Here is a 19,651-nt window from a genome sequence, read left to right on the forward strand (position 1 = left end):
GTGAGCGTCGCCAGTCATCACATGCACAACGGCCCACCAGAGGGCGGGCCGTTGTTTATAGCATCAATGCAGACAGGATCAGTCCTGGCGGCTGGTGACTTCCAGCAGGTGGTAACCGAACTGGGTTTTCACCGGGCCTTGCACGGTGTTGACCGGGGCGCTGAACACGACGGTGTCGAATTCCTTGACCATCTGGCCTGGACCGAACGAACCCAGGTTGCCACCGTCGCGGCTGGAAGGGCAGCTGGAGTTGGCTTTGGCGATCTCTGCGAAATCGGCGCCGCCTTCGATTTGGGCCTTGAGTTCGTTGCACTTGTCTTCAGTGGAAACGAGGATGTGACGGGCGGTTGCTTTGGCCATGGGGAGTAACTCCTTGAGTAAAAAGGGTGAGCCTACCGGATTCAGGCGGTTATTTCCTGGCAAAGTTCCCATGGATTGTCTCAGCGGCCTTTTGGCCTCTACACAACTTTAAAGTAGTGCAGCGTACCTGTGGGAGGGGGCTTGCTCCCGAAGGCGATAGCATTGCCTCATCAGGATCTGGCTACGAAACTCAATGTAGGAGCTGGCTTGCCGGCGATGGCTATGTGTATGGCTCTGGAGCTTTTTGGTCGGAGTACATATCCGTTTCTTCGGTAATGACTGCTTATGGTTCCGCCCTTACGGCGGCTCACTTTTGAAAAGCCGGAATGCCGGCCCAGCCAAAAGTAACCAAAAGGGCTCTTGCCCCAACACTCGGCACCTCGCTCACGCTCGGTGTGCCCGTAATCCGACAGGTATTTGGAGGGCCGCCGCCACGCGCCATCCATGGCGCGTGGCGGCTAAACCGGCATCCCTGCCGGTTTACCCCCCAAATCCCTGCCGAATTCCGGCCAGCGTGTTTGACGGGGCGCTTTAGATCAAGATCAAAAGCAAAGCAAAGCAAAGCAAAGCAAAAACCTTCACGCGCGGGCCATCGCTCCGCTGCGGGTCAGCCATTCGATGAACAGCGCGAACAGCTCGGCCTGGGAATTGATTGCCAGCTTGGTGTACAGGTTCTTACGGTGCATGCGCACGGTTTCTGGCGAAATGCCCAGCACCTGGGCGGTGGATTTTACCGAGTGCCCGCGCAGGATCAGGTGGGCGATTTCACGCTCGCGTACGGTGAGCACGCCGCTGCCAAAGCCCATGAACGCCGCTTCGATCTGCTGGTGCGCCTGGGTCTGGGTGTACGCCTCGTCACTGATCACCTTGGCCAACCCGCCGGTGGTACCAAACCGGCGCAGTAACTCGCGGACCATCGCCTGGGTCGCCTCCTGCACCGCCAATTGCTCCTCGGTGAACTGCCCGGCACTCAGGCCCTGGAACATGCACAGCGAAATCTTGCTCTGGGGGCACAGGTCAACGATGTAGTAACTCTCTTGGGCACCGCCGCTGCGCAGGTAGTAGGTCTTGTAGTACTCGCTGTTGAAAAAGTCATCGGGAGCAATTTGGGCCAGGTGGTAAAAACCTTCTGCCAGGCCCTTGTCCACCGCAAGGCAAAACGGGTCCAGCAGGTAGCCGCGGGAAAAATAGCGGTGGATGATTTCGTCTTGATACGCCCGAGGAATGCCTTGCTGATACAGCAGGTGCGGTGGCTGGCCCTGGCGCTCCAGGCTGATCATCATCGATTCGATCGGGGTGAGGGTGCACAGCGCGGCGGCCAGGTGTTCGAGGAACGAGGCCTCATCCACATGGACCAACGCCTGGGCCAGGGCGTGGTGCCAGGTTTGCAGTTGCTGCAGGGTTGGGGCAGGGCTGGCTGTGGTCATGGCAGCCAGTCTACCCGGCTGCCAGCGCCCAGGCAAAAACGCCGAGACGGGCTCGGCGTTATGGCTCATCGGCCTTGATACTCGCCGCTTTCACGCAGTTCAGCGGCCGTATCGAGGATGCACTGGCGCAAGGTCTCCACGATTTCGTCGACTTGGGCGTGGGTGATGATCAGCGGCGGTGACATCACGTTCAGGTGTCCAATGGGGCGTACCAACAAACCTTTGGCCTGGGCGCGCAGGTGGATTTTTTCACCGATGTTGACCGCATCCGGCAACAAGGCCTTGGTGCGTTTGTCCGCGACGAATTCAATACAAGCCATCAAGCGCTGGCACCGGATGTCCCCCACCAGCGGCAACTCGGCCAGGGTCTGCAGGCGTTGTTCCAGGTACACGCCGACGTCTTCCACATGGGCCAGCAGTTGTTCGCGCTCAATGATCTCGATGTTTTTCAACGCGGCCACGCAACTGACCGGGTGCCCGCTGTAGGTGAACCCGTGGGTAAAGCAGCGGCCTTTGCCCGGCTCGCCAATCACCTGCCAGATGCGGTCGGAGAAAATGCACGCACCCAGGGGCAGGTAGCCTGAGGTCAGGCCCTTGGCCGTGGTGATGATGTCGGGCTGCATGCCGAACACGTCTTCGGAAGCAAAGAATGCCCCCAGGCGCCCGAACGAAGTGACCACCTCATCGGCGACGTAAAGCAAGTCGTAGCGCTGGCAGATTTCCCACATGCGGCGGTGGTAGCCCTTGGGCGGGATGATCACGCCGCCGGAGCCCATGATCGGTTCGGCGAAGAATGCCGCCACATTGTCGGCGCCTAGGGTCAGGATCTTGTCTTCGAACTCGTTCACCAGGAAGTCGAGGAAGTCCGCCTCGCTCATCCCCTCCGGCGCCCGGTAGTAGTTGGGGCAGGAGATGTGGTGGAACAGGTCGCTCATGAAATCGAACTCGGGCGCGCGGTCGGCGGCCTTGTTGCCGATGGACATGGTCAGGAACGTGGAGCCGTGATACGCACTGAAACGCGAAATGATGTGCTTCTTGGCCGTTTTGCCACGGCTGTTCTGGTAGAACTGCACCAACCGGTAGGCGGTGTCCACGGCGGTAGAGCCACCCGTGGTGAGGAACACGTGGTCGAGGTCACCGGGTGCCAGGCTGGCAAGCTTGGCACACAGTTCGATGGCTGTGGTGTTGGCCATGTCGCAGAACGGATTGGAGTAGGCCAGTTGGCGCACCTGGTTGGCGATGGCCTCGGCCATTTCCTCACGACCCAAGCCGATATTCGTACACCACATGCCGCCCACCGCATCCAGGTAGCGGTTGCCGTGGGTGTCGTAGATGTAGGCGCCGTTACCCACCGCGATATTCAGCGAGCCTTGCTCACGGTGTTCATCGAACATGTGAAAACCGTGCATGTAGTGGGCTTTGTCGGCGGCGTCCAGCTTGTCGTGGTCAAACTGGGCGAAAAAAGCAGGATTTGGCAGAGTCATGGCATTTACCTTCAAAGGCTGGGGTTCACTTGCCGGTCTTCACGGCATTCCAGGTACGGGTGATCAGGCGCACGGCGGCCTGGGGTTGGCTTTTTTGCGTGAACAAGCGCTGCATCGTCGTCGGGTCGGGGTAGATGGCCGGGTTGTCGCGGATATCGGCGTTGACCAGCGGCTTGGACGCCAGGTTGCTGTTGGCGTAATGGATGGTGTTGCTGACGCCGGCCATGGTGCTCGGTTGGAGCAGAAACTCGATGAACTTATGGGCATTGGCCACATGGGGCGCGTCGGCCGGGATGTAGAAATTATCGAACCAGATCAGCGAACCCTCCTTGGGAATGAAGTAGTCCAGCTTGACCTTGGCCCCGGCTTCGGTGGCGCGAGCCTGGGAGGTGGCGTAATCGCCAGACCAGGTGGTTGCCAGGCACAGGTCGCCGTTGGCCAGGCCGTTGATGAAACCGCTGGAATCAAATTTGCGAATGTAAGGGCGCACTGCCATCAGCACGTCCTGGGCGGCCTTCAGGTCCTTGGGCGCCACACTGTTGGGGTCCAGGCCGAGGTAGGTCAGGGCCAGGGGGATCATGTCGGTGGGTGAGTCCATGAAGGTGATGCCACAGTCGGCAAACCGGGCGATGACCTTGGGATCGAAGATCATCGCCAGGGAACCGATAGGCGCATCCGGCATGCGCGCCTTGATCATGTCGACGTTATAGGTCACGCCGTTGCTGCCCCAGGTGTACGGTGCCGAATAGGTGACACCCGGGTCATGGGCCTCCAGGCTTTTGAGCACCACGGGGTCGAGGTTTTTCCAGTCGGGCAGTTGGGTCTTGTCCAGCGGCTGGAACACCTTGCCCTTGATCAACAGCGGCACGAGGGAGGCGTTGAGCAGCGCCAGGTCGTAGCCGGAACGCCCAGAGAGCAATTTGCCCTGCACGGTTTCGTAGGAGTCGTAGGTGTCGTAGATCACCTTGATCCCCGTGGCCTTCTCGAAGTCGGCCAGGGTGGTGTCGCCGATGTAGTCCGCCCAGTTATAGATGCGCAAGGTATTGCCCGGGTCATCAGCGGCGTGGCTCAGGGTTGAAGTGGCCAACAGGGCGGCGCTGAACAGGGCGATTAAGGCTTTATGCATGGGGACCCACCTTGTGTTGTGCTTGTTATCAGGCTGAGGGACTGATTGCACTGTCAGGCAGGTGGCAGGTGTGCGCCATACCCCGTTCGGGTAGGGGGAGGCGGTTCAGGGCAGGACGATATAGTCGTTCTGCTGGATGATCGGCCGGTGCGGGCCCTGCACCAGGTGCAGGTAACGGCCGTCCACCAGGTCGATGGGCAGGCAGTCATCGATGTCCATGACAGCGTCGGTGTGGGCCTGGGACCAATGGCGCAGCATCTGCTGCTTGCCCTTGCTCGTTGCCTCCCGTTTGTTGCGGGCAACCACCAGCAGGTAGTGGTGGGCCTCGCCAAAGCTGTTCGCCTCGTAGCCCCCAAGGTTGATGAAGTACAGGTGATGCGCGTCGGCCTGGGGTGCAAGGTGGCTGAGTTCGACCTTCCAACCGTCGAGGCCATCAATGGCCATCCACGAATCGATATGCACGCCCTTGGGGCTGCCGAACCAAGCATCGCGCAATTGCGGGTACGTGGCTTCCAGCGTATCCGCCGCGGCGAATACCACATCATGCACTTCGATTCTGGCCCGTGGGTGCTTGCCCCCGAGCATCACGACAAACAGCATTGCAGGTTCTTCCTGGCGACTTGACAGGGGGCAACCATACTGCGATTGAACCCCTTTGTCCGGCTAATGCCACATTGTTAATCCGCGAACTCATCAGGAGCTTGTCATGCGAACCATTGATCTGGCGGGCACGCCCGTCCCTGTCATCGGCCAGGGCACCTGGCGCATGGGCGAAAACCCCGGCCAGCGGCGTGCTGAAGTCGCCGCATTGCAACTGGGTATCGACGAGGGCATGACCCTGATCGACACCGCCGAAATGTATGGTGAAGGCGGTGCTGAAACGGTGGTGGGTGAAGCCATTCGCGGCCGCCGCGACCAGGTGTTCCTGGTCAGTAAAATCTACCCGCACAATGCCAGCCACCAGGGCGTGCCCCGTGCCTGCGAGGCCAGTCTCCAGCGCCTGGGCACTGATTGCATCGATCTGTATCTGCTGCACTGGCGTGGTCAATACCCCCTGGAAGAGACGGTCGATGCGTTCGAGCGCTTGCGCGAAGCTGGCAAGATCCGCCGTTGGGGTGTTTCCAATTTCGATGTGGCAGACCTGCAGGAACTCGCCTCTCCTGCCTGCGCGACAAACCAGGTGCTCTACAACATTGAAGAGCGCGGCATCGAATACGACCTGCTGCCGTGGTGGCAACAACATCATTTGCCACTCATGGCCTACTGCCCGATTGCCCAGGGTGGTGAGTTGCTGTCCAGCCCGACACTCAAGCAGATCGCCCGTCGTCACGAAGTCACGCCGGCCCAGGTTTCCCTGGCCTGGGTGCTGCGCCAGGACGGTGTGATCGCCATTCCCAAGGCCGTAACCCCGGAGCATGTGCGGCTGAACGCAGCTGCCGCCAAATTGGTGCTCGATGAGCACGACCTCGATGCCATCGACCGGGTGTTCGGAGCGCCCAAGCGTAAACACCCATTGGCGATGGTGTAGACGAGGGGCGGAGGCGACACCGTCCGTGGTGCCGCCTCTGCTTCACTCAGGTTTAGCCGGCTACCGGGCTACGCCAGTCGTCCGACCCTGAAGTGCCGGAGACCTCGTGGGTCCACACGATTTTGCGATAGGTGAAATACACATCCTCCAGGTGCGTGAAGTGGGCGTTTTCGGGGGCCTGGCAGTTGGGCATGCGCGACTGGATATCCACGATGGCCGCGCCTTCCAGTTCAATGGTGAAGTAGTGTTCCTGGGTGCCCGCCGATGACGTGCGCAGCCACTCCAGCCGGCATTTGACTTCCTCGCCACTGGTCAGCGCGCTGAACAGCAACGGTGATGACTTATCGAACACCTTGCTGATCATCAGCGGTTTATGCACCCGCTGCCCGTTGGCTGCCCCGATTGTGGGTCACGGGGGATGATCACCTGATGGGCGAACGCCTGGACCAGGATCTGGTCCTCATGACCTTCCTGATAAATATTGCCTACCGAGTCCTGGGTGAATGTGCCTGCCGTAATCAAACCCTGTTTTACACCGGTGATTGAAAGGTATGCGGGTGTTGGCATGAGTGGTTTCCTTGCCTGATTGATAAGGTAGTCCCGTACGGTGAATCCACCGGGCGGGTATTTGCCTATAACAAAAAGCGTGCCTGAAAGTGTGAGGGTCAATGAATACAGGGTGCTGGAGCTGAAGTCGGATTTGTTTTTGCGGTGTTTATATCAGTGTGGGTTGTTTTAGCGGTATTTGTTTGCGCAAAGGTGTGCAGTTAGTTGCTCGGTAGTAAGGGTGGGTAGTTTATTGGGTTGTTGGTTAATTCAGCCTGTGTTGTTTTTTAAACTGCGCAAAATGATGCGCATGTGCCGATTTTTCTGGCGTGTAGGAAATTGCTTAAGTGCAGTTCCGTCGCTTGCTGATTGGCGGTGGTGTGGCTAAGGTTTGCGAACTTCGTCAAGGTGTTTGCGAAGTTTAGATGGCGATCTGATTTGCATTGTATGTGTGGTTAGTTCGCCTTTACTTCCTTGGATAGTTACGCGTGATATTGAATGGACTCCTCAAGCAAGCTTTGTGACTACTATGTTGAACTTGCACGTTCGCCATGCTCGCAAACAAGTTTTGCGGGCAGTGATATGCGCTTTTCAAGTGAGTACGAGGCCTTGGAACTGGAGTTCGGAAAGATCCAGTCAATTCATGGTGCCTCCCAGCCAGATTGGAACAAAGTGCTGGAAACCAGCGAGTGCCTGTTGCGCGAGCACTCCAAGGATCTGCGGGTAGCAGTTTGGCTGACATGGGCATTGCACCAGCGCGAAGCCTTTCCTGGGTTGTTGGCCGGCCTTGGGATGCTGCGCTATCTCTGTGAGCACCACTGGGTACAGGTGTTTCCGGAAAAGCCGCGTACCCGTGGTGCGATCTTTGGCTGGCTGGTGTTGCGCCTGGAGCCTTTGTTCGCACAAAACCTGCCGCTTCAGGATCAACGGCCGCTGTTTCAAACCCTACTGGAGCACCTCGCGTGCCTTGACGACCTATGGGCCTTGCAGTTGGGCGATGACGCACCGCTGTTACTGCCCATGCGCCGGCAGTTGGTGCAGAGGCTTGAACAGGCGGAGCAGGGGGCTTCTCGGCCGGCAAGCCTGGTCTCCCAGGTCAGGCAGGCTGCGACTCAGTTGCTGAGCCCGCAACCTGCTATAGAGAACGAAAAAGACGCCCACAGAGCGCTGCGCACCTTGCAAGAGCAAGCCCGGCCATTGTGCGTGTGGTGGCAGCGCCAGAACGCCACCGACCTGCGTGCCCAGCGCCTCAATCGGACACTGGTCTGGTTGGCGCTGACGCGGTACCCGGACGCTGACAGCGAGCGGGTCACCGTGCTTCGCGGGCCTGCATCCGACAAGCTCAAGAAGTACCAGGAGCGCTTTGCCCAGGGGCATTACGCTGACCTGCTGGTCGAGCTGGAGGCCAGCCTGGCTGGGGCCATGTTCTGGTTCGATGGCTTGCGCCTGGTCTGGGAGTGCCTGCAAGCCTTGCAGGCCGACCAGGCCATGACCGAACTGGAAGTCATGTTCGCCTTGCTGCTGCAACGTTTGCCGAACCTGCCCGAGTTCCGGTTTCACGACGGTGTGCCGTTTGCAGATACCGCCACCCGCGACTGGATCGCGCTCCAGGTCAATCGCCATCTCCAAGCGCCCGAGCTTCCCGGTGTGGTCGACGCCAAGGCTGAACCCTGGGAAGTCGCCCTGAAGGACGTTATGCCTCGGCTACGCAAGGATGGCCTCAAAGTTGCCGTGCGCGAATTCAAGCAAGGTTTGGCCGCAGCCCAGGGTGAGCGTGCCCGATTTCATTGGCGGCTGGCGATGGCGCGTCTGTGTGTGCTGGCGGGCAAGCAGGAACTGGCGAAGGTCCAGCTCGAACAGCTGGATGACGAATTGCACCGGGCGGGTCTCGACCGCTGGGAGCCCGAGTTGGCGCTTCAGGTGGCCCAGCTCTTGTACCGATGCTGTGATCAATTGCCGCAAAGCCACGCTGTACGTGAACGCAAGGAAGACACCCATCGAAAACTGTGCCGCTTCGACCTCGAAGCGGTAATTGAATAGGTTTTTGACCCCCTCGAAAAAGGAGAACGACCGTGGCCAAAGAAGGTTCGGTAGCACCCAAGGAACGCATCAACGTCACATTCAAACCCGCAGTGGGAGGTGCGCAGGAAGAGGTTGAGTTGCCGCTCAAACTGCTGGTGCTGGGGGACTTCAGTCAGCGCGAGGACCTGCGCAAGCTCGAAGACCGCAAGCCCATCGGCATTGATAAGAACACCCTGGATGAGGTACTGGCCAAACAGGCATTGGCCTTGACGCTGAGCGTACCCAATCGGCTCCAGGAGGCGGCAGAGGTTGAAGAACTGGCTGTCCAGGTCCGGATCAACTCCATGAAGGACTTCAACCCTGCGAGCCTGGTGGAGCAGGTACCCGAACTGCAAAAGCTGATGGCGCTGCGTGAAGCGTTGATGGCGCTGAAAGGCCCCCTGGGCAATACCCCGAGTTTTCGCAGAGCCATTGAGCAGGCGCTGGCCGATGACGATGCCCGTGCCCGCGTATTGGCCGAGCTGGGCTTGAACAACCCTGCAGCCTGACATTTTCAGTAAAAGGACACTGACACAATGACCACCCAGTTAACTCCACAACCGACACAACCTGCGGGCGAATACAGCATTCTCGACCACATCATCGCCCAGACCCTGCTGAGTGCGGACGACGAGGCCTACGGTATCGCCAAGCGTGGTGTGTCGGCGTTCATCGAAGAGCTGGTCAAGCCGCAGAACAAGCATGAGCCGGTCAAGAAGCGCCTGGTAGACCGCATGATCGCCGAGATCGATACCAAGCTCAGCCTCCAGATGGACGAGATCCTTCATCACCCGGATTTTCAGGCTCTCGAAGCCTCCTGGAAGGGGCTGCAACTGCTGGTCGACCGTACTGACTTTCGTGAAAACATCAAGATAGAACTCCTGAATGTCTCGCGGCAGGACCTTCTGGACGACTTTGAAGACTCACCCGAAATTACCCAGTCAGGGCTTTACAAGCATATCTACAGCGCCGAATACGGTCAGTTTGGTGGCCAGCCTGTGGGCGCCGTCATTGCCAATTATTTCCTCTCGCCCAGCGCACCCGATGTGAAGTTGATGCAGTACGCCGCCAGTGTCGCCTGCATGGCCCACGCACCGTTCATTGCGGCGGCAGGGCCTGGCTTCTTCGGATTGGAAAGCTTCACCGGGTTGCCCGACCTGAAGGACCTCAAGGACCACTTTGAGGGCCCGCAATTTGCCAAGTGGCAGAGCTTTCGCCAAAGCGAGGACTCCCGTTACGTGGGGCTTACCGTACCCCGGTTTTTACTGAGGACGCCCTACGATCCCCTTGAATGCCCGGTCAAGACGTTTGCCTATCAGGAAAACGTGGCGCACAGCCATGAGCACTACCTGTGGGGTAATACGGCCTACGCGTTTGCCACTCGGCTGACCGACAGTTTCGCCAGGTTTCGCTGGTGCCCGAACATCATCGGCCCGCAAAGTGGGGGAGCGGTGGAGGACCTGCCATTGCATCACTTCCAGAGCATGGGGGAAATCGAAACCAAGATACCGACCGAGGTGTTGGTGTCTGATCGTCGTGAATATGAACTGGCGCAAGAGGGGTTCATCGCCCTGACCATGCGCAAGGGCAGTGATAACGCGGCTTTCTTCTCCGCAAGCTCGGTGCAAAAGCCGAAAACATTCGGTATCAGCGCGGAGGGGAAAGAAGCTGAGCTGAATTACCGCCTGGGTACTCAGTTGCCTTACATGATGGTGGTCAACCGCCTGGCTCATTACCTCAAGGTGTTGCAGCGCGAGCAGTTGGGGTCGTGGAAGGAGCGTACCGACCTCGAGTTGGAACTTAATAAATGGATCCGCCAATACGTCGCGGACCAGGAAAACCCCAGCGCAGAAGTCCGTGGGCGGCGTCCGTTGAGGGCGGCGCGTATTGTCGTCAGCGATGTCGAAGGCGAACCGGGCTGGTATCGCGTCAATCTCAGTGTGCGCCCGCACTTCAAGTACATGGGGGCGGATTTCACGCTGTCCCTGGTCGGCAAGCTCGACAAAGAATGAACATGGGCCCAGGACTCTCCGAACATCGCAGCCTCTTCGAACGGCTTGAAGGGCCGACGTCCAACCGCCTCAGTCGCGTGGCGTCTGTTGCTGCGCACCTGGGAAAGATGCTCAGCACTCGCGCCGGCAGTGTGCTTACGCTGCCCGACTATGGGCTGCCGGATCTCAATGACATGCGCTTGAGCCTGCATGAGTCGTTGAGTCAGTCGCGTCTTTCGATCGAACGGTTTATCCAGGCTTATGAACCGCGCCTGGCAAATGTACGGGTCAAGGGGGCGCCCGGTCACCATGATCCCTTGGCCCTGGCATTTTGCATTGAGGCGACGCTGGTTGTTGACGGTGTCATGCAACCGGTTGTGTTCAGTGCACGCTTGGTGGGTGCGGGACAGGTGGAGGGATCGCCTGATGTCCCTTAATCGTTTTTACCAAAGTGAGCTCAGTGCCTTGCGTCAATTGGGGCGACGCTTCTCCGAGCGTAACCCGGCCTTGGCACCGTTTCTCGCCGAGGCAGGGCAAGACCCGGATGTTGAACGCTTGCCCGAAGGCTTTGCCTTCCTGACCGGACGCCTGCGTCAGAAACTGGCGGATGAGCTTCCCGAGTTGACCCACTCGTTGATGCACCTGCTTTGGCCCAACTATATGCGGCCATTGCCGTCCTTCAGCATCTTGCAGTTTGAACCGTTGCAGCACGGCTGCACCCCCGTGACGGTCGAGCGTGATACGTCGGTTGAAAGCGTGGCCATCAAGGGTGAGCGTTGCCGTTTTCGGACCTGCTACACCACCCAGGTCCTGCCACTGCAATTGAGTGGCCTGGAGTATCGCTGCTCGGGAAGCCGGGCAGTGCTGAGCCTGCGCCTGGAAATGAGTGCCCAGGGCAGTTTCAGCGAGTGGAGCTTCAGCCAGCTGCGCTTGCACCTGACGGGGGACAAGCCTGTCAGCCAGGGGTTGTACCTGAGCCTGTTGCGTCATCTGGACGGCATCGAGTTGTTGCTTCTGGATCATGAGGGGCAGCTGGTCGATGGGCCTGACGGGCGGGTGCCATCGTTGCGGTTGGGGGCCGGCCAGGTTCAGCCCGTGGGGTTTGACGAGGATCACGCACTGATCCCTTATCCGGCGAACACCTTCGTTGGATACCGCCATCTGCAGGAGTACTTCGCATTTCCGGACAAGTACCTGTTTGTCGATGTCGGCGGTCTGGATGTTTTGCAGACGTTGCCCCGCTCCTGCCTCCAACAGGCGAGGTATGTGGAGTTGCGTTTCGAACTTCACACCCGGGAAACCGAACCGGTGCATCCGAGCCTGGACAACGTGAAGCTGTATTGCACACCCATCGTCAATCTGTTCAAGCATGACGCAGTACCGATTCGGCTGGATGGAAAGCAGGACGAATACCTGCTGATGCCAGCGGAGTTTGCGCGGGGTAATGCGGCTGTATTTTCCGTCGATCATGTCACCGGGTGGCGCCCGGGCGGGTTGGGTTACCGGCCCTATGTACCGTTTGAATCCTTCGAGCATGATCGGGGTGACGGCGCCTCGGCGCCAGCGCCCAGCTACAGCATTCGTCAGCGCACATCGGTGCAGCACGGGCTCGACACCTGGTTGAGCTTTGGTGCCGGCCTGGCTCAGGGTCAGGAGACACTTTCCATCGAATTGACCTGTACCAATCACAACCTGCCAAGGCAGTTGAAAATAGGGGACATCAACCAACCCTGTGAGCAGACGCCGGAGTTTCTGTCATTTCGCAATATCTGCGTACCAACGCCGAGTTTCAACCCACCCCTGGACCAAGACTTTCTCTGGAAGCTGATCAGCAACCTGTCGCTCAACTACCTGTCGTTGACCGACATCAGCGCCTTGAAAGTCATCCTCGAAACCTACGACCTGCCGCGGTATCACGACCGACAGGCGCAGAGCGTCAGCCAGCGCAAATTGGGCGCGCTGCGATCTGTCAGTCACGAAGCGGTCGACCGATTGCATCGAGGGTTGCCAATGCGTGGCTTGCGGATCGACCTGAACATTGACCCCCAGGGCTTCACGGGCCAAGGCGACCTGTTTGTATTCGCCTCGGCGCTCAATGAGTTTTTTGCACTTTACGCCAGCCTGAATTCGTTCCACGAACTGCGGGTCATCAGCACACAAGGAGACGTGTACCTATGGCCACCCCGGAAGGGCCAGCAGCCCCTGCTTTAACCGAATTATCCCGAGTTATCCGTGAGTACTCGTTGTTTCAAGCGGTCCTGCAAGTGATCGATCGTTTGCGCGTTGCCCATCCGCAACTGGATGAGGACGCGCTGTATGACCACCTTGAGTTCCAGGCCAACCCGGGGTTCGGGTTTCCAGGGCATGACATTGACCAGGTGGTGTTTTTTATGGAGCGCGATCAGTTGCGGGCACGCATACGTCTCAACGTACTGGGCCTGCTCGGCGCCGGTTCGCCATTGCCCGCGTTTTATGCCGAGCAGGCCACTGTTGAACACGCGGCAGGTACTACCACTCGGGATTTTATGGACGTTTTTCATCACCGCCTGCAGCGACTGCTGTTGCCGGTCTGGCGCAAGTACCGCTATCGGACGTGTTTTCGTAGAGGAGCACGCGATGGTTTTTCCGAACAGATGTTCGCGCTGCTCGGCCTGGGCGGGGCGCAGATACGCGGTGCCGCGCAATTGGACTGCAAGCGACTGTTGCCCTACCTGGGGTTGTTGAGCCTGCGGGTGCATTCGGCCGCACTGATCGAGACCGTGCTGCGTTACTACTTCAAGCACCACGATGTGTACCTCGAGCAGTGTGTAGAGCGCTCGGTGGTCATCACTGCTCGGCAGCGCAATCGACTGGGGGCAGGCAACAACACAGTGGGAGAGGACCTGGTGCTGGGAAGTCGAATTACCGACCGCAGCGGCAAGTTCAGGGTGCATGTACGGGGGCTTTCCTGGTCGCGATTTCACCAATTCCTGCCTGTAGGCATCGACTACCAACCTTTGTGTTCCCTGGTTCGATTGACGGCCAGGGACCCTCTGGAATTCGACCTGCGCCTGGCGCTGGCCAAAGGGGAGGCGAGACCGCTGCACATCGGCGACAACAACGTGTGTGGCTTGGGCTGGACCAGTTGGCTGGGACACGAATATGCCGACGGCGCGCTCACGCTCGCCGGCAACGCTCATTAGGGATTGATGATTATGATGAATGTCGATTTGCAACAACTGATCCGAACACTGACTGCCCAGGCTCGTCGCGACCTTGAGCGTTCAGCCGAGCGCTGTGTGATACGCGGTGGCAAGGAGGTCCTGGTAGAAGACCTGCTGGCGACGTTGCTGGAACATCCCGATGGTTTGCTGGTGAATGCGCTGCTGGACGCGTGTATCGAGGTCGGCGAGCTCCAGGCCACCTTGCAGCTCAAGGACCAACAGAGTGCGGCGTGTAACCCAGTGTTCGCCCAGACCCTGGTGCTTTGGCTACAGCATGCGTTGATGGTCGCCCACCTCGAACTGGGGCAAGTCGAAGTCGACCATGCCGCACTGCTGTTGGCGCTGCTGCGTCACCCGCTGCAGCATGCCGGCAGTGGCTATCAACAGGTCTTGAGCCGCCTGGATGCGCAGCGCGTGCGTGAGTTTGTTCAGGGCCAGGCAACGCAAAGTGTTCCTCGTCATTCCGACGAGTCGTGGCTGGAACGCTTTACCCATGACCTCACGCGTCAGGCCCGTGAAGGGCGGATTGACCCTGTACTGTGCCGTGATGACGAAATCCGCCAGTTGGTCGACATCCTGGTACGTCGGCGCAAGAACAACCCGATTCTTGTGGGCGAAGCCGGGGTTGGCAAGACGGCCGTGGTCGAAGGCCTGGCCTTGCAAGTGGTCTCGTCACAGGTGCCGGAACCGCTCAAGGGTGTACGCATCCTCACATTGGACATGGGCCTGCTGCTGGCGGGTGCCAGTATCAAGGGCGAGTTCGAGCGGCGGCTCAAAGGTGTGCTCGACGAGGTCAGCGCCTGCGCGCAGCCCGTAGTGCTGTTTATCGATGAGGCGCATACGTTGGTGGGAGCCGGAGCCCAAGTGGGTGGCAGCGATGCGGCCAATCTGCTCAAACCAGCCCTGGCGCGTGGCCAGTTACGCATGATTGCGGCCACCACGTGGTCAGAGTACAAAAAGTATATTGAAAAAGACCCGGCGCTGGCGCGGCGTTTCCAGCCTGTGGTGGTGGGAGAGCCGAGTGTGGAAGCGGCCGTGTCCATTCTACGTGGCCTGGTTCCAGTCTATGAGGCCAGCCACGGGGTTTATGTGCGTGATGATGCGGTCGTGGCCGCCGTGCAGATGAGTGCTCGCTACCTTGCCGGGCGGCAGTTGCCGGACAAAGCCGTCGACGTACTGGACACGGCCTGTGCCCGGGTACGTATCAGCCTGACGACCGCGCCTGACGCGTTACAACGCCTGCGTGCCGTACTGGCCGAAGGCACGCGGCAGCGCACGGCACTGACGCGCGATCGTGACGCCGGCCTGGCGATTGACGAGCAGGCGTTGCATGCGTTGACCCTGCGGTTGCAAGCCATTGAGCTTGAGTGCCAGCGCCTGGAACATTGCTGGGCCGAGCAACGAGGGGTGGCAGAACGGCTCATCTCCGAGCGTCAGCAGCGGCTTGATGGCGAGGGCATTCAGGTCACTGCAACGGTGCCGGACGCGAGTGAAGAGCGATTGCTCAACCACGAGGTCTGCCCACGGCTGGTGGCGCAGGTCATCAGTGCCTGGACCGCGATTCCTGTCGAGCAACTGGCGTACGAAAGCAGCAAGCGAGTCCTGGGTTTTGCCGACGCACTGCGCACACGCATCCTAGGGCAGGAACAGGCAGTGATTGCCCTGGATCGAAACCAGCGCGCCGTTGCTGCAGGCCTCAACGCCCCTGGCGCGCCTATCGGGGTGTTTCTGCTGGTGGGGCCCAGTGGTGTAGGCAAGACCGAAACGGCCCTGGCCCTGGCGGACCTGTTATACGGCGGTGAGCGGTTTGTGACCACGTTGAACATGTCGGAGTATCAGGAAAAACACTCCCTGTCCCGGCTGATCGGTGCCCCTGCGGGGTACGTGGGGTATGGGGAAGGTGGGGTACTGACCGAAGCGGTGCGCCAGCGTCCCTATTCGGTCGTGCTGCTCGATGAGGTCGAGAAGGCTGACCCGGAAGTATTGAACCTGTTTTACCAGGTCTTTGACCGAGGGTTTGCCAACGACGGTGAAGGCCGGGAAATCGATTTTCGCAATACGTTGATCCTCATGACGTCCAACCTGGGGAGCGACAGCATCACCACCCTGTGCGCGGAGGGCAGGCGACCCGATCCGCAGGTTCTGCAAGAAGCCATCCACCCTGAGTTGCGGGCTCACTTCAAACCGGCGTTGCTCGCCCGGATGCGGGTTGTACCGTACTACCCCCTTGCACGTGAAATGCTGGAAGACGTCCTGCGGCTGAGGCTGGAGCGGCTCGGGCGACGCATGCAACAGCGCAGGCTGGCGCTGAGCTTCACCGATGAGCTGGTGGCGCACATGGCCGATCGATGCCTGCACAGCGACAGCGGCGCCAGGTACATCGACCAATGGATCGAGCTGAACCTGCTGCCGCGGATGGTCGACCGACTTCTCGAGGACATGGCCGTTGGCGAGTCCTTTTCACGGGTCCATGCAACCCTGGACGGTGATGGCTTGCCAACCTGCGAGTTCAGCCAATGATGGACACCTTGTTTGGTCATTTGCCTCAACCGCTGGCGTATGCAGAGCGCCTGCTGGGCTGGTATGCACGTTTGGGGGCTGACAGTGATGCATCGATGTTGCCTCAACTGTGCGTGACGGCTGTAGCTCAGTTGAGTGATTGCGAGCTTTGCCAGCTGTACGAGCGAGATGAAACGACCGGCCGGCTCTGGCTGATCGCTCAGCATCTGCCTTGTTCAACGCCTGTTGGCGAACGGGCGGCGGACGAGGATTTCCAGAACGAACCGCTGTTGCATTACGTGTTGAATCAACGTTGCGCCCTGAACCTTGACGACGTGTGCGGCAGTGTCCATGACAGTGGTTTCCTGCCCGCGACCACGACGCCTTGGCGCTCGCTGTCATGCCTGCCATTGTTCAACCGGCACAACGTGATCTGTGGTGTGGTGTTGTACGCAAGCGCGCACGCGGTGTGCTTGCAAGGCTATGCCGCTTCAGTGGCCCAACTGGCCGGCTTTGCGCTGAGTCAATGGGGCAGGTGGCGCAGTGTTCAGCGGGGGGCGTGCACAACGGTTCGCCAACGCAACACCCCAGTCGCAGGGGGCTATGGCTTGATCGGCAGCAGCACGGCGATGGAAGCAACCTGTCGCTTGATAGACAAGGTTCTGCGGGCACCGTTTACCGTACTGCTGCGCGGTGAAACCGGCACCGGCAAGGAGGTGGTGGCACGCGCAATCCATAACGCGGGCCCGCGCAGTGCCCGGCCGTTTGTGGTGCAGAACTGCGCGGCCTTCCCCGAAGGCTTGCTGGAGAGTGAACTGTTCGGCTATCGCAAAGGTGCGTTCACCGGTGCCGAGCGCAACCATGCGGGCCTGTTTGATGCCGCCCAGGGAGGCACGCTGCTGCTGGATGAAATTGGCGACATGCCGCTGTCCCTGCAGGCGAAACTGCTGAGGGTGTTGCAGGAGGGGGAGGTTCGCCCGCTGGGTGCCAGTGCTTCCCACAAGGTCGATGTGCGGATCATCGCCGCGACTCACCGTGACCTGGCGGCGATGGTCGCGCAGGGCCAGTTTCGCGAGGACCTCTACTACCGCCTGGCGCAATTTCCCATCGAGCTGCCTGCCTTGCGCGACAGGGGCGCAGATGTGCTGCTACTGGCTCGTCACTTCGCCGAGCAGGCGTGTTCTTCCCTCGAAAAGCCCACGCTGAGCTGGTCCGGCGCCGCGCTTGATCAACTCTCCAGCCATGGCTTCCCGGGCAACGTGCGCGAACTCAAATGCCTGGTGGAGCGAGCGGTGTTGATGTGCGATGACGGTGTGATCCTGCCGGAGCATCTGTCGCTGTCACCTGCGCCAGAGCTTGCCAATGCCGCCGCTGAGTCGACGTTACGCCAGCGACTGGAACGCGTAGAGCGCGTGTTCCTGATTGATTGCCTGCACAAGAATCGTGGCAATCGTACGCGCACTGCCCGGGAGCTTGGGGTTGCTCGTCGCACACTGCTCTATCGGCTTGCACGCTTGAACATTCCTGTTGGTGACGCCCGGGGGGAGTGCTGAATGGACTGCCTGTGTTTGTCGCGCGCTGACGCCCTACCTTCCCTGGAGAAACCTGATGTTTGATCGCCTGTGGCAAGCCTTGATGCTTGTGCTGTGTCTGTTGGCCGGTTGTAACGCCAATTATGTGTTTGATGATGCTGACTATCGTCCTTTGGGTGACCCCCAGGCGACTCGTCGTGGCCAATGATGGGGGAGACCTGCCATGCAACTTGTGTTTGAACTGTGTGATGCCGCTACCGGCGAGCCCCCCTTGCGCAAGGTGTTTGAGAGCACCGGCGGGGTGATCGGTCGTGGTGCCGGTTGCGACTGGGTTATCCCTGACGCCAGCCGGCTTCTGTCCAGTCACCATGCCCTGATCAGCTACCGTGACGGGCAGTATTTCCTGACCGATATCAGCCGCAACGGCATCCGGTTGATCGATACCGATACACCGCTGCACAAAGGCCAGGCCCACCTGATCGTCGAAGGTGAAGTCTTCCTGCTGGGGTCGTTATCGATACGCGCCAGTCTGGTCGTGCAGGCTGCGCGGACTGGCCCGCAATTGCCTGCCTTCAGAGGCATCATCCCGGACGATGCGTACTTGGATCCGCTCGATGCTTTGGTGCATGGGCAGTCGCCTGAGGCAACGTTGGAACGACCGTCTGTGTTCAAAGACCCTGCGGGTGTACCTGATCCGTGGGCATGCCGTGACTCAGTGGAGCGAGACCATCTGGTTGTGCCAAGCCGGGCTGCGCCCTGTGCAGAGGCCCTCCCTGTGAAGCCCGTTGCATGCACGGCTTCGGACGACTCGGCGTTCTGGGCACGCTTCGGCGAGGCGCTGGGTATCTGCCTGGATACGCTCGATGCGTCGGGTCGCGAAGCGTTGGCGATCAAGGTCGCAGGTCTGCTCAGGCAGTCGGTGGATGGGCTGCAGCAAAGCCTGCGCACCCACGATGAACTCAAACATGAGTTCAACCTGGGGGAGGCCGGTCGCTTGGTCAAAAGCCAGAACCCGTTGAAAGACAGTGTGGACGTTCAAGGTGCTATCAGCGCTTTGCTGGGAGCAGGTGAGTTGGGCCAGTTGCCGGCCGAATTGGCCATTGCTCAAGTGTATCGGGACATACAGGTGCATCAGGTCGCTATGCTGGTGGCCTGTCGAACGGTGGCGCGCAACACGATGGCGGCATTCTCACCGGGGCATTTGCTGCTCTGCTTCGAGCGCGTGGGCAAGTCTCCCAGGTTTGCTGTTGACGGAGCGCATTGGCGTGCCTATCGACGTCATTATCAACAGCGTATGGAAGACGACGCCCAGGGCGAACATCAACTGCGAGCGGATTTCGCTCGGGCCTACGACGAGCAGGTGCGCCTGGTTTCAACGCTTTATGCGGGGTACCCGGGATGATGATCGCAACACGTGCCACGGCCATTTCAATACCGCTTGTACTGGGCTTGCTCGTAGGCTGCAGCAGCGTTTCGCCGTTGTCGACGGTGACCAAGCTGGAGCTGGTATTGACGGCCAGTGAACAGCTCAACCCCGATCTTCATGGGCGCCCCTCCCCTGTGGTGGTGCAACTGCTTGAACTGACCCATCCGGTGGCATTCGAGCACGCGGATTTTTTCAGCCTCTACGGTCGTGGCGAGCGCGCGTTATCCAAGGATTGGGTGAGCAGCGAGGAGCTGGAACTGCGCCCTGGGGAACGTCAGGTATTAAAACTCAAGGTCGAGCCACAGAGCCGGTACGTAGGGGTGCTGGCGGCCTACCGTGACCTGCCCCATGTGCGATGGCGGTTTGTGGTGCCCCTGGCTCCGCGACAATTGACCCGTAGCCATCTGTTACTTGACCAGGCCGGAATACGCGCCGTCAGCCCGCACCCTAGCCAGGGGGAGAACTGAC

At 59.7% G+C, this 19,651-nt stretch carries 17 protein-coding genes and 1 pseudogene; 12 read left to right on the forward strand and 6 right to left on the reverse strand.

Going from position 1 to position 19,651, the window contains the following annotated elements:
- Positions 1-78: 78 nt before the first annotated feature.
- The 5 genes from ACVWVP_RS05910 to ACVWVP_RS05930 all read right to left on the reverse strand — a co-directional run bounded on the left by ACVWVP_RS05910 (position 79) and on the right by ACVWVP_RS05930 (position 4,997).
- Complete coding sequence (locus ACVWVP_RS05910; protein ID WP_010210937.1) at positions 79-360, reverse strand: peptidylprolyl isomerase; 282 nt, start codon at positions 358-360, stop codon at positions 79-81.
- Between the two features lie 578 nt (positions 361-938).
- Entirely contained in the window at positions 939-1,787 is an 849-nt protein-coding gene (locus ACVWVP_RS05915) for a response regulator transcription factor (RefSeq protein WP_178922366.1), read from the reverse strand.
- A gap of 65 nt (positions 1,788-1,852) precedes the next feature.
- Complete coding sequence (locus ACVWVP_RS05920; protein ID WP_457404686.1) at positions 1,853-3,271, reverse strand: aminotransferase; 1,419 nt, start codon at positions 3,269-3,271, stop codon at positions 1,853-1,855.
- 25 nt (positions 3,272-3,296) lie between these two features.
- A complete protein-coding gene (locus tag ACVWVP_RS05925) occupies positions 3,297-4,397 on the reverse strand; it encodes a polyamine ABC transporter substrate-binding protein (RefSeq protein ID WP_457404687.1) in 1,101 nt (366 codons plus the stop codon).
- Between the two features lie 105 nt (positions 4,398-4,502).
- Positions 4,503-4,997: a DUF1543 domain-containing protein gene (locus ACVWVP_RS05930; protein WP_259171663.1), complete on the reverse strand. Its 495-nt coding sequence runs from the start codon at positions 4,995-4,997 to the stop codon at positions 4,503-4,505.
- A 106-nt stretch (positions 4,998-5,103) separates the two neighbouring features.
- Here ACVWVP_RS05930 and ACVWVP_RS05935 point away from each other — a divergent pair, with 106 nt between their 5' ends.
- The gene (locus ACVWVP_RS05935; RefSeq protein WP_178922375.1) at positions 5,104-5,925 is read left to right on the forward strand and encodes an aldo/keto reductase; all 822 of its coding nucleotides are present in this window, start codon (positions 5,104-5,106) and stop codon (positions 5,923-5,925) included.
- A gap of 52 nt (positions 5,926-5,977) precedes the next feature.
- Here the strand turns inward: ACVWVP_RS05935 and ACVWVP_RS05940 are convergent.
- A pseudogene (locus ACVWVP_RS05940) lies at positions 5,978-6,492 on the reverse strand (Hcp family type VI secretion system effector).
- Between the two features lie 477 nt (positions 6,493-6,969).
- Here ACVWVP_RS05940 and tssA point away from each other — a divergent pair.
- From tssA to tssJ, 11 genes are read left to right on the forward strand one after another with little or no spacing between them, the layout of a single operon-like run.
- Positions 6,970-8,511 carry a type VI secretion system protein TssA gene (gene tssA, locus ACVWVP_RS05945; RefSeq protein WP_457404689.1) on the forward strand — a complete coding sequence of 514 codons (1,542 nt, stop codon included), beginning with the start codon at positions 6,970-6,972 and terminating at the stop codon, positions 8,509-8,511.
- A 32-nt stretch (positions 8,512-8,543) separates the two neighbouring features.
- On the forward strand, positions 8,544-9,041 hold the full coding sequence (tssB, locus tag ACVWVP_RS05950; RefSeq protein ID WP_178922381.1) for a type VI secretion system contractile sheath small subunit: 498 nt from the start codon (positions 8,544-8,546) through the stop codon (positions 9,039-9,041).
- Between the two features lie 27 nt (positions 9,042-9,068).
- Positions 9,069-10,544 carry a type VI secretion system contractile sheath large subunit gene (gene tssC / locus ACVWVP_RS05955; RefSeq protein WP_259171660.1) on the forward strand — a complete coding sequence of 492 codons (1,476 nt, stop codon included), beginning with the start codon at positions 9,069-9,071 and terminating at the stop codon, positions 10,542-10,544.
- A complete protein-coding gene (tssE, locus tag ACVWVP_RS05960) occupies positions 10,541-10,960 on the forward strand; it encodes a type VI secretion system baseplate subunit TssE (RefSeq protein ID WP_457404691.1) in 420 nt (139 codons plus the stop codon). Before tssC ends, tssE begins: the two co-directional genes overlap by 4 nt.
- Positions 10,950-12,734: a type VI secretion system baseplate subunit TssF gene (gene tssF / locus ACVWVP_RS05965; RefSeq protein WP_457404692.1), complete on the forward strand. Its 1,785-nt coding sequence runs from the start codon at positions 10,950-10,952 to the stop codon at positions 12,732-12,734. Before tssE ends, tssF begins: the two co-directional genes overlap by 11 nt.
- A complete protein-coding gene (tssG, locus tag ACVWVP_RS05970; RefSeq protein WP_457404693.1) occupies positions 12,698-13,705 on the forward strand; it encodes a type VI secretion system baseplate subunit TssG in 1,008 nt (335 codons plus the stop codon). Before tssF ends, tssG begins: the two co-directional genes overlap by 37 nt.
- Before the next feature lie 12 nt (positions 13,706-13,717).
- Positions 13,718-16,246: a type VI secretion system ATPase TssH gene (gene tssH / locus ACVWVP_RS05975; protein ID WP_457404694.1), complete on the forward strand. Its 2,529-nt coding sequence runs from the start codon at positions 13,718-13,720 to the stop codon at positions 16,244-16,246.
- Entirely contained in the window at positions 16,243-17,778 is a 1,536-nt protein-coding gene (locus tag ACVWVP_RS05980) for a sigma-54 interaction domain-containing protein (RefSeq protein ID WP_457404696.1), read from the forward strand. The genes tssH and ACVWVP_RS05980 overlap by 4 nt, the downstream gene beginning before the upstream one ends.
- Before the next feature lie 55 nt (positions 17,779-17,833).
- Positions 17,834-17,965 carry a type VI secretion protein gene (locus ACVWVP_RS05985; RefSeq protein WP_178922396.1) on the forward strand — a complete coding sequence of 44 codons (132 nt, stop codon included), beginning with the start codon at positions 17,834-17,836 and terminating at the stop codon, positions 17,963-17,965.
- Positions 17,966-17,980: 15 nt separating this feature from the next.
- On the forward strand, positions 17,981-19,159 hold the full coding sequence (tagH, locus tag ACVWVP_RS05990; protein WP_457404698.1) for a type VI secretion system-associated FHA domain protein TagH: 1,179 nt from the start codon (positions 17,981-17,983) through the stop codon (positions 19,157-19,159).
- Positions 19,156-19,650 (forward strand): type VI secretion system lipoprotein TssJ, encoded by a 495-nt coding sequence (gene tssJ / locus ACVWVP_RS05995; protein WP_457404701.1) that lies wholly within the window; start codon positions 19,156-19,158, stop codon positions 19,648-19,650. The genes tagH and tssJ overlap by 4 nt, the downstream gene beginning before the upstream one ends.
- The last annotated feature ends 1 nt before the right edge of the window (position 19,651 follow it).

It is taken from the genome of Pseudomonas sp. TE24901, from assembly GCF_054058375.1.

Coding starts and splice junctions, on each gene's coding strand:
- tssG (WP_457404693.1), top strand. CDS start 12,698: ATGGCCACCCCGGAAGGGCCAGCAGCCCCTGCTTTAACCGAATTATCC.
- tagH (WP_457404698.1), top strand. CDS start 17,981: ATGCAACTTGTGTTTGAACTGTGTGATGCCGCTACCGGCGAGCCCCCC.
- ACVWVP_RS05980 (WP_457404696.1), top strand. CDS start 16,243: ATGATGGACACCTTGTTTGGTCATTTGCCTCAACCGCTGGCGTATGCA.
- ACVWVP_RS05910 (WP_010210937.1), bottom strand. CDS start 360: ATGGCCAAAGCAACCGCCCGTCACATCCTCGTTTCCACTGAAGACAAG.
- ACVWVP_RS05925 (WP_457404687.1), bottom strand. CDS start 4,397: ATGCATAAAGCCTTAATCGCCCTGTTCAGCGCCGCCCTGTTGGCCACT.
- ACVWVP_RS05985 (WP_178922396.1), top strand. CDS start 17,834: ATGTTTGATCGCCTGTGGCAAGCCTTGATGCTTGTGCTGTGTCTGTTG.
- ACVWVP_RS05915 (WP_178922366.1), bottom strand. CDS start 1,787: ATGACCACAGCCAGCCCTGCCCCAACCCTGCAGCAACTGCAAACCTGG.
- tssJ (WP_457404701.1), top strand. CDS start 19,156: ATGATGATCGCAACACGTGCCACGGCCATTTCAATACCGCTTGTACTG.
- tssF (WP_457404692.1), top strand. CDS start 10,950: ATGTCCCTTAATCGTTTTTACCAAAGTGAGCTCAGTGCCTTGCGTCAA.
- tssA (WP_457404689.1), top strand. CDS start 6,970: ATGGACTCCTCAAGCAAGCTTTGTGACTACTATGTTGAACTTGCACGT.
- ACVWVP_RS05930 (WP_259171663.1), bottom strand. CDS start 4,997: ATGCTGTTTGTCGTGATGCTCGGGGGCAAGCACCCACGGGCCAGAATC.
- tssC (WP_259171660.1), top strand. CDS start 9,069: ATGACCACCCAGTTAACTCCACAACCGACACAACCTGCGGGCGAATAC.
- ACVWVP_RS05935 (WP_178922375.1), top strand. CDS start 5,104: ATGCGAACCATTGATCTGGCGGGCACGCCCGTCCCTGTCATCGGCCAG.
- ACVWVP_RS05920 (WP_457404686.1), bottom strand. CDS start 3,271: ATGACTCTGCCAAATCCTGCTTTTTTCGCCCAGTTTGACCACGACAAG.
- tssE (WP_457404691.1), top strand. CDS start 10,541: ATGAACATGGGCCCAGGACTCTCCGAACATCGCAGCCTCTTCGAACGG.
- tssH (WP_457404694.1), top strand. CDS start 13,718: ATGATGAATGTCGATTTGCAACAACTGATCCGAACACTGACTGCCCAG.